The 7,773-nt window shown below is 66.5% G+C and carries 10 protein-coding genes; 4 read left to right on the plus strand and 6 right to left on the minus strand.

What is annotated here, in order from left to right:
• The first annotated feature begins 79 nt into the window (after positions 1-79).
• Genes gatC through ACTHJR_RS13190 form a run of 3 tightly spaced genes read left to right on the plus strand, consistent with a single transcriptional unit; the run spans position 80 to position 2,291 of the window.
• Positions 80-367: an Asp-tRNA(Asn)/Glu-tRNA(Gln) amidotransferase subunit GatC gene (gene gatC, locus ACTHJR_RS13180; RefSeq protein ID WP_440523691.1), complete on the plus strand. Its 288-nt coding sequence runs from the start codon at positions 80-82 to the stop codon at positions 365-367.
• Positions 367-1,851: an Asp-tRNA(Asn)/Glu-tRNA(Gln) amidotransferase subunit GatA gene (gene gatA, locus ACTHJR_RS13185; protein ID WP_440523692.1), complete on the plus strand. Its 1,485-nt coding sequence runs from the start codon at positions 367-369 to the stop codon at positions 1,849-1,851. Before gatC ends, gatA begins: the two co-directional genes overlap by 1 nt.
• A 56-nt stretch (positions 1,852-1,907) precedes the next feature.
• Positions 1,908-2,291 carry a hypothetical protein gene (locus tag ACTHJR_RS13190; protein WP_440523693.1) on the plus strand — a complete coding sequence of 128 codons (384 nt, stop codon included), beginning with the start codon at positions 1,908-1,910 and terminating at the stop codon, positions 2,289-2,291.
• 35 nt (positions 2,292-2,326) lie between these two features.
• On the opposite strand, the gene ACTHJR_RS13195 is transcribed toward ACTHJR_RS13190, so the two are convergent.
• Positions 2,327-2,539 carry a hypothetical protein gene (locus tag ACTHJR_RS13195; RefSeq protein ID WP_440523694.1) on the minus strand — a complete coding sequence of 71 codons (213 nt, stop codon included), beginning with the start codon at positions 2,537-2,539 and terminating at the stop codon, positions 2,327-2,329.
• A gap of 178 nt (positions 2,540-2,717) precedes the next feature.
• On the opposite strand from ACTHJR_RS13195, the gene ACTHJR_RS13200 reads away from it, so the two are divergent.
• Positions 2,718-2,855 carry a hypothetical protein gene (locus tag ACTHJR_RS13200; protein WP_440523695.1) on the plus strand — a complete coding sequence of 46 codons (138 nt, stop codon included), beginning with the start codon at positions 2,718-2,720 and terminating at the stop codon, positions 2,853-2,855.
• A gap of 4 nt (positions 2,856-2,859) precedes the next feature.
• Here the strand turns inward: ACTHJR_RS13200 and ACTHJR_RS13205 are convergent, their stop codons facing one another.
• The 5 genes from ACTHJR_RS13205 to ACTHJR_RS13225 all read right to left on the minus strand — a co-directional run.
• Positions 2,860-4,116, minus strand: coding sequence for an N-succinylarginine dihydrolase (locus ACTHJR_RS13205; RefSeq protein WP_440523696.1), 1,257 nt, complete (start codon positions 4,114-4,116; stop codon positions 2,860-2,862).
• Positions 4,116-5,132 carry an arginine N-succinyltransferase gene (locus tag ACTHJR_RS13210; protein WP_440523697.1) on the minus strand — a complete coding sequence of 339 codons (1,017 nt, stop codon included), beginning with the start codon at positions 5,130-5,132 and terminating at the stop codon, positions 4,116-4,118. The genes ACTHJR_RS13205 and ACTHJR_RS13210 overlap by 1 nt, the downstream gene beginning before the upstream one ends.
• Complete coding sequence (locus tag ACTHJR_RS13215; protein WP_440523698.1) at positions 5,129-6,331, minus strand: hydrolase; 1,203 nt, start codon at positions 6,329-6,331, stop codon at positions 5,129-5,131. Before ACTHJR_RS13215 ends, ACTHJR_RS13210 begins: the two co-directional genes overlap by 4 nt.
• A 49-nt stretch (positions 6,332-6,380) precedes the next feature.
• Positions 6,381-6,860 (minus strand): surface-adhesin E family protein, encoded by a 480-nt coding sequence (locus ACTHJR_RS13220; protein WP_440523699.1) that lies wholly within the window; start codon positions 6,858-6,860, stop codon positions 6,381-6,383.
• 73 nt (positions 6,861-6,933) lie between these two features.
• On the minus strand, positions 6,934-7,773 hold an 840-nt coding region (locus tag ACTHJR_RS13225; protein WP_440523700.1), incomplete at its 5' end, for a DUF481 domain-containing protein.

Genomic DNA, 7,773 nt, shown 5'->3' on the forward strand with positions numbered 1-7,773 from the left:
CTCCGATTGCAGCCAAGGACCCGTGCCTGATCGTTGCGGCGGTTGCAATCGTGGCGGCCGCTCTGCTAGCCGCGCCTGCATGTCCGTAGACGCCGCAACCGTGAAGAAGATCGCGAGCCTGGCCCGCATCGCGATCACCGACGAGGAGGTCGCGAAGATCGCGCCCGAACTCGACAATATCCTGGGCTGGATCGAGCAATTGGGCGAGGTCGATACCGCGTCTGTCGAGCCGATGACCGCGGTCATTGCCAACCATTTGCGCCTGCGCGACGACGTCGTCACCGACGGCGGCAAGCGCGACGCGGTGCTGGCCAACGCTCCCCAGGCCGAGCACGGCTTCTTCACCGTGCCCAAGGTGATCGAATAATGACCGACCTTACCGATCTCGGCGTCCGCGAACTGCGCGATGGCGTGCGCACCGGTGCCTTTTCCGCCGGCGAAGTGGCGGATTCGTTCATCGTCGCGGTGAGTAAGGCCAAGCAGCTCAACGCCTTCCTGGTCGAAACCCCCGATCACGCCATCGCCGCGGCCAAAGCGGCCGATGCCGCGCGCGCGGCGGGCGAGCCGCTCAAGCCGCTGGCCGGCGTGCCGATCGGCATGAAAGACCTGTTCTGCACCAAGGGCGTGCAGTCGGCGGCGGCGAGCCATATCCTCGAAGGGTTCAAGCCCGAATACGAATCGACCGTCAGCCAGAAATTGTGGGACGCCGGCGCGGGCATGTTGGGCAAGCTCAACATGGACCAGTTCGCGATGGGCTCGTCGAACGAGACCAGCTATTTCGGCAACGTCGTCTCGCCGTGGCGGCGCGCTGACGGCGGTAACGCTCCGCTGGCGCCGGGCGGTTCGTCGGGCGGCAGCTCGGCGTCGATCGCGGCGCGGCTGTGCCCGGCGGCGACCGGCACCGACACCGGCGGCTCGATCCGCCAGCCCGCCGCCTTCACCGGCATCGCCGGGATCAAGCCGACTTATGGCCGTTGCTCGCGCTGGGGCATCATCGCGTTCGCCTCGAGCCTCGACCAGGCCGGGCCGATGGCGCGCGATGTGCGCGACTGCGCGATCATGCTCGAAGCGATGAGCGGGTTCGACGCCAAGGATTCGACCAGCCTGCAGCTCGACGTGCCCAAGTGGGAAGACAATCTCAACGCCAGCCTGGCCGGCAAGAGGATCGGTATTCCCAAGGAATATCGCGTCGACAACATGCCGCCGGAGATCGAGGCACTGTGGCAGCAGGGCATCGACTGGGTGAAGGACGCCGGCGCCGAAGTGGTCGAGGTGTCGCTGCCGCACACCAAATACGCGCTGCCGGCTTATTACATCATCGCGCCGGCGGAAGCCTCGTCCAACCTCGCGCGCTATGACGGCGTGCGCTACGGCCTGCGCGACTTGCCCGAGGGTGCCAACCTTCAGGAAATGTACGCCGCGACCCGCGCCCAGGGCTTCGGCGACGAGGTCAAGCGCCGCATCCTGATCGGCACCTATGTACTGTCGGCGGGCTTCTACGACGCTTATTACACCCAGGCGCAGAAGGTCCGCACGTTGATCGCGCGCGATTTCGACGAGGCCTGGAAGAGCTGCGACCTGCTGCTCACCCCGACCGCGCCGTCGGCGGCGTTCGCGCTGGGCGAAAAGTCGGCCGATCCGATCGCGATGTATCTCAACGACGTCTTCACGGTGCCATCGAGTCTGGCGGGCCTGCCGGCGATGTCGGTCCCGGGCGGACTCGACATGGCAGGGTTGCCGCTCGGGCTGCAGGTGATCGGCAAGGCGCTCGACGAGCAGGGCGTGCTCGATGCCTGTCTCGCGATCGAGGAACGTGCCGGGTTCAAGGCACGCCCTGACGCCTGGTGGTAGACGGCGCGGCTCGATCCGCGTCGATATTGCTGAACCGCAAACCCTCAGAGGCCGAGTTGAAGCGACCGTTGGGCAAGCCGGCGCAACACGCCATTTCGGTCGATCCGGCACGCCTGCTGGTGACGCTGCGGCTTGCCGGCTTCATGACGCCCGAGGATGTGCAGCGCATCGCCGCCGAAGAGCAGGCGGCGGTGCAGGGGCTGAACGTGCCCTCGGGCACGCACCTCTTCCTGATCGATGCGCGTGCGCTGGAGATCCAGGCGGCGGAGATCGTCGCGCTGGTGCAGCACACCACCGACACCGTGCCACTCAAGCCCCGGCGCCTCGCGATCGTCGCGCGCTACGGGCTCAACAAGATGCAGGCGCGCCGGATGATCGGTGAGCGCGAGATCGGGCTGTTCGACAACGAGGAAGAAGCGCTCGCCTACCTTCTGGGATAGTCAGGCCTTCGATCCGCCCGCCAGGCTGGGCCGGCTCAGTTGCTGCGTTCGACCGAGTCGAGAATCCGTGCCCCGGCCATGAACACCGCGATCGGGCAGACCGAGAACAGCATCCAGCCGCCGAAGCCGGGATATTGGTGGAGGTAATGAACCCCGCGCTCGACCGCGCCGAGTCCCAGGCCGTAGATCACCATGAACGCCTCGAACTTGGTCTTGATGACGAACAGGCGGGCGATCTTGCGGAACATGCACGCGTTTACGCATGACGCGTGCCAATGGCGGAAAAGCGCGGGTTCGCCTTAACGAACATGGTTATCTGTAAGTTAATCCGACACCGGAGCGGTCGCGGCGTGGCCCGCCGCGCAACCGTGGTCGCAATGGTTCGTTTACCAAGATGGAATATGATCGAGGGGAATTGGGAGAGGCGTGATGAAGACGCTGCCAATGCCGCCGATCGAACACCGGCCCCCCGGAGACCGCCGCGGCACGCCCGGGACCGCGTTCATCCTGGCGCTTCCGCTGGGCATCGCATTCTGGAGCGCGATTATCCTCGCGATCCGATAGCGACTCACCGGTCGAGCAATCCGATCAATTCCAGTTCGACGAGCAGCGCGCGCCGCGCCGCGCAGATGCGGGAGATCAGCGCCGGATCGCCGATCTCGGCGATCGCGATCTCTTCGGGCCAATGCGCTTCGATCACCGCCGCCAGACGATCGAGCTTCGCCTCGTCGACCAGGAAGCGCGGATCGACCGTCGCCGGGTCGCAGACCACGCGCAGCCTCAGGCACGCCGGCCCGCCGCCGTTGCGCATCGATTGGCGCACGTCGACCACTTCGAGCCGCCGGATCGGGCCGTTGCCCGCGATCATCTCGCCAAGCCACGACCAGACTGCCGTGTTGCCGCGCGCTTCGCCGGGCAGGATCAACGCCATCGCGCCGTCGGGCAGCGTGACCAATTGCGCATTGAACAGATAGGATTGGATCGCGTCGGCCAGACTGACGCGATGCGCCGGCACCTCGACGATCTCCGCCCAGGGCGCCTTGAGCGCGATGTCGGCATAGAGCCCGGCCTTGTCCTCGAAGGCGAGTTCGTGCGCGAATAGCACGCGCTCGTTGGCCACCGCGACGACGTCGTTGTGGAACGCGCCGGCGGCGATCGCCTCGACCGATTGCTGCGCGAAGATCGTGTGGGCGGGGTCGAGCCGATGCGCGCGCGCCACCGCTTCGGACGCATCGCGGCGCTGGCGGGCGGGGAAGGGTCCGCCGCTTTCGCCATAGACGAAGATCTCGATCCCCGGCGCCCCGTGCCCTTCGCACAGCCGCATGTGATTGGCGGCGCCTTCGTCGCCGAACGGCGCGGGGACAGGGGGGTGCACCGCGAAGGCGGCATCGGCGAAGGCGAGGCGGAGTTGCGCCAGCGTCTCGGACCATTCGTGGCTGCGATGCGCCATCGTCACCAGATTGGCGACGGTCAAATGGCATTTGCCGTCGCCGGCATCGGGCGCGGGAGAGACCGTCGCCGCGTTCGCCGCCCACATCGGCGAGGCCGACAGCGCCTGGGCTTTGAGATAGGTCGCGGCCGCGCCGTAATCGGTCGCCAGTGCCGCCAGCCAGCGCTCGTCGGGCCGGTCGTGCGGCGGCAGGATGCCCTGGGCCAGCCCGAGGCGAAGATTGGCGCGCATCTTGGCGATGCCTTCCAGCGCGGCCTCGCGCGGGCGCGAGGTCAGGCCGGCATTGCTGGTCGCCGCGAGATTGCCCGGGCTGAGGCCGGCATAATTGTGGCTGGGACCGACGATGCCGTCGAAATTGATCTCGACCAATGCCATCAGGCTTGCCCGATATAGGTGACGTCGTCGCCTTCGCCGATGCCCAGCGCCGCGGCGCCGGCGCGGTCGATCACCACGCCGCCGCCGGCATCGCGCAGCCGGGCATAGGCGCAGCGGAAATTCGATAAATGCCCGGTCGCGGCCAAGCCGCGCTCGCCGCCGTCGTCATCGACCGCGACGACCTTGCGCGTGACCGCATCGGCGATGCTGCGTACCTTGTCGGTCCGCGCTGTCATGGTCGGGCCGCCGTCGAAAATATCGATGTAATTCTCGAATGCGAATCCCTCGTTCTCGAGCATGCGCATCGCCGCGCGGCCCGACGGGTGGGGCAGGCCGATGACGCTGCGCGCGCTCTCGGTCAGCATCGCGACATAGATCGGATGCTTGGGAAACAGGTCGGCGATGAACTGGTGGCCGTGGGTCGCGTTGAAGCGATCGGCGTCCTGGAAATTCATTCCGAAGAAACGCCCGGCGAGTCCGTCCCAAAAGGGCGATCCACCGGCTTCGTCGATGATCCCGCGCAATTCCGCCAGGATGCGGTCGCCGAAACGCGGCCGATGCATCGCGATGAACAGATAGCGGCTGCGCGCGAGCAGCATGCCGAGCCCGCCGGCACGCTCTCCCGGATGGAGGAAGAGACCGCCGACCTCGCTCGATCCCTCGAGGTCGGTCGACAGGGTCAGCATCTCGGCGCGGAAGGTGCGATCGAGTTCCTCGCTCTTCTGGGTCAGCGTGCCGATGCGATAGCTGTAGAAGGGATGCTGCTGTCCGACCTGGCTGAACATCTGGCAAGTGCCGCGGACTTCGCCGGTGTCGGTGTTTTCGAGCATCAGCACGAAGGCTTCGTCGCCCAGAGTGTCCTCGCTGCGCGCAAAGGCGGCGCTGCTCGCCGCCAGGCGGCGGCGCAAGGCGCGGCGATCGGCCGGCAGGTTGGTGAAGCCTCCGCCGGTCAGCTTCGCCATCTCGTAGAGATGGTCGAGATCCTCGTCGTTCGCGGCACGGATACGGAAGCTCACAATCCCCCCTTTTTGGCGATGCGCATGATGGTGATCGCGGACAATGCCGCGCGTTCGGCCAGGCTGTCGACCAGCAGGAATTCCTCGGCGGAATGGATCGCGCCGCCGCGCACGCCCATGGTATCGACGACGGGCACGCCGGCGGCGGCGATGTTGTTGCCGTCGCATACCCCACCGGTCGCTTTCCACCCGCTCGCGAGGCCGAGCCCGGCGCCGGCCTGCCTGACCAGCTCGAAAAGCTTCGCGGCGCCGTCGTCGATCGGCTTGGGCGGGCGGTTGAAGCCGCCATGCGCCTCGATCCTGACGTCGCGCGCGGCCGCGATCTCTGCCACCGCATCGTCGATCGCCGCCTGCGCGCGCGCGATCGCCTGCGACGAGGCGGGGCGGAAATTGATCCGGAGGATGGCGAGGTCGGGGACGACGTTGTTGGGGCCGCCGCCTTCGATCCGCGCCGGATTGACCGCGAGTCCTTCCTCCTTGGCAGCAAAGAGCCGCACCGCGAGGTCGCTGGCCGCGACGATGGCATTGCGGCCGTCATCGGGATTGCGTCCGGCATGGGCGCTCTTGCCGTGGACGACGAGCGAGAAATTGCCCGTGCCGCCGCGCGCTCCGGCCAACGTGCCGTCGGCAAGCGCCGGTTCGTAGGTCAGCGCCGCGACCTTGCCGCGGGCGAGCTCCGCGATCAGCGCGGAGGACGAGAAGGATCCGGTCTCCTCGTCGGAATTGATCATCACGTCATAGCCGATGCGGCTCGCGACCGGCGACGCCTCGACCGTCTTCAGCGCAGCGAGCAGCAAGGCGAGCCCGCCCTTCATATCGGCGACCCCGGGTCCGTTGAGCGTGTTGGGATCGAGGAATGTCTGGTCCTGGAATGGATGATCGGCGGGATACACCGTGTCCATGTGCCCGGTGAACAGCATCCTCACCGACGCCTCAGGCCGCACGCGCAGCACGAGGTGCTGGCCATGATCCAACGCCCCGATCTTGCCGTCGGAGGCGACACTGGTCGCCGGCGCCGGATCGACTAGCGTCAGGTTTCCGGGCAGCGCCGAAAAGGCGTCGGCCAAGGCACCCGCCATCGTCCGCAAGCCGGCGAGATTGCGCGTCCCGCTATTGATCGCGGCCCAGGCGCGCGTGAGGTCGAGCATCGGCTCGCCGCGCACGCGTTCCAGGGTCACGGCCTCTCCATTGTCCGTCATCCCGCCGCTCTAGGCGGTCGCATGCGATAGGTGAAGCCGTTGCGGCGCCTCAATGACCGCCGTAGCTCTTCGTTCCGTTGAGTTTGGCGCGGCCGCGCTGGATCAACGGGCCCGCGCCATAGCTGACCGCGTTCGCGGGTCGCGCGCCGTTCGAGCAGACGAAGGTCTGCTGCGCTTCGTCGAGCGATCCCTTGTCGATCGCCCGCCACTTGCCCGATCCTTCGTCGTCGCGGAACGCATTGCCGTTGATGTCGACGCTCTTGATGCTGACGAAGCGGTAGCGCGGCTCGACGCAGTCGAATTCGAGATACGGATTGTACGCCGCCGACCCGTCGCTCGCGGTCTCCGAAAACACCTGATAGGTGCGCGCGCGGCGCATGTTCTCGCCCATGTCGGCGATACTGTCCTTGTCAACGAACGATGCGGTCGTGTGGTTGTCGGAAATGCCGACCAGATACCAATCGGTGGCCAGGGCCGGCGTCGCCCAGGCGGTGACGGCCGTGGCGACGAGCGCGATAACGAAACGCATACTTCATCCCCCTCGATAAAAGTCGCGGGGGGAAAAATGTCAGGCGGCGTGCGCGAACGCAAGCGAGCGCGCGTCAGAAAGCGTAGACCAGGCCCGCCCGGCTGATCGTATCGGTCGTCACGCGCCCCTCGGGCGGCATGCTTTCATATTGAACATTATAGGAAAATTGCGCGGACAATGGACCCAGCACCTTGGCGTTGAGTGCGGTCGTTCCGGTCACCGTCGAATTGTAATGCTCGATATAAGCGGCGGCGTTCTGCGACAATTGCAGCCCCTTGGCGAGCTTCCACGAGAAATCGAGACTGCCGCGCGCCGCGATGCTGCGCTCGTCGCCGCCGTCGGTGAAGCTGGTAGCGCGATAGGCCGGCCCGAGCTCGAGGTCGAGCTTGACCTTGTCGGTCTTGAGCGCGCTGTAGCCAGCGCCGACCGACGCCGAATAACGCTGGGTATAGCCCAGGAACCGGTCGCTCTCGAACAGTGCGGAGCCATAGACATAGGACCGGCCGTCGAGCTTCCAATTGGGCTCCCACGACGCCAGATAATGTTCGCGCGACGTGACCCCCAGGTTGCGCTGGTAATCGGCCTGGAATTTCAGCTTCTGGCGCCAGTTGAGCCCGTCGCGGGTCAGCGCGAGCGAGGCCGACACGCCTTCGCTTTCGCTATTGCCGGTCGAGATGAAACCGCCCAGTTCAGCGCGGCCCGACCACAGGTCGAACAAGCCGGCGTTCTGCAGCTTGGCGGTCTTTTCGTCGGCGCGTTTCTTCTTCCAGTCGCCGGCCAGCTTGGCGATCGCGTCCTTGCTGTCGGGCGCGGCGGTGCTGGCATATTTGACGATCGTCGCGACCTCGCTCTCGTTGCCCGAGGCGATCGCGGCGTCCAGCATCGCCTTGATCTGCGGCGGGATCGGCGCGGG

The organism is Sphingomonas sp. (genome assembly GCF_051962185.1).
GTDB lineage: Bacteria > Pseudomonadota > Alphaproteobacteria > Sphingomonadales > Sphingomonadaceae > Sphingomonas.

Coding starts and splice junctions, on each gene's coding strand:
- ACTHJR_RS13195 (WP_440523694.1), bottom strand. CDS start 2,539: ATGTTCCGCAAGATCGCCCGCCTGTTCGTCATCAAGACCAAGTTCGAG.
- ACTHJR_RS13215 (WP_440523698.1), bottom strand. CDS start 6,331: ATGACGGACAATGGAGAGGCCGTGACCCTGGAACGCGTGCGCGGCGAG.
- ACTHJR_RS13220 (WP_440523699.1), bottom strand. CDS start 6,860: ATGCGTTTCGTTATCGCGCTCGTCGCCACGGCCGTCACCGCCTGGGCG.
- gatC (WP_440523691.1), top strand. CDS start 80: ATGTCCGTAGACGCCGCAACCGTGAAGAAGATCGCGAGCCTGGCCCGC.
- gatA (WP_440523692.1), top strand. CDS start 367: ATGACCGACCTTACCGATCTCGGCGTCCGCGAACTGCGCGATGGCGTG.
- ACTHJR_RS13205 (WP_440523696.1), bottom strand. CDS start 4,116: ATGGCATTGGTCGAGATCAATTTCGACGGCATCGTCGGTCCCAGCCAC.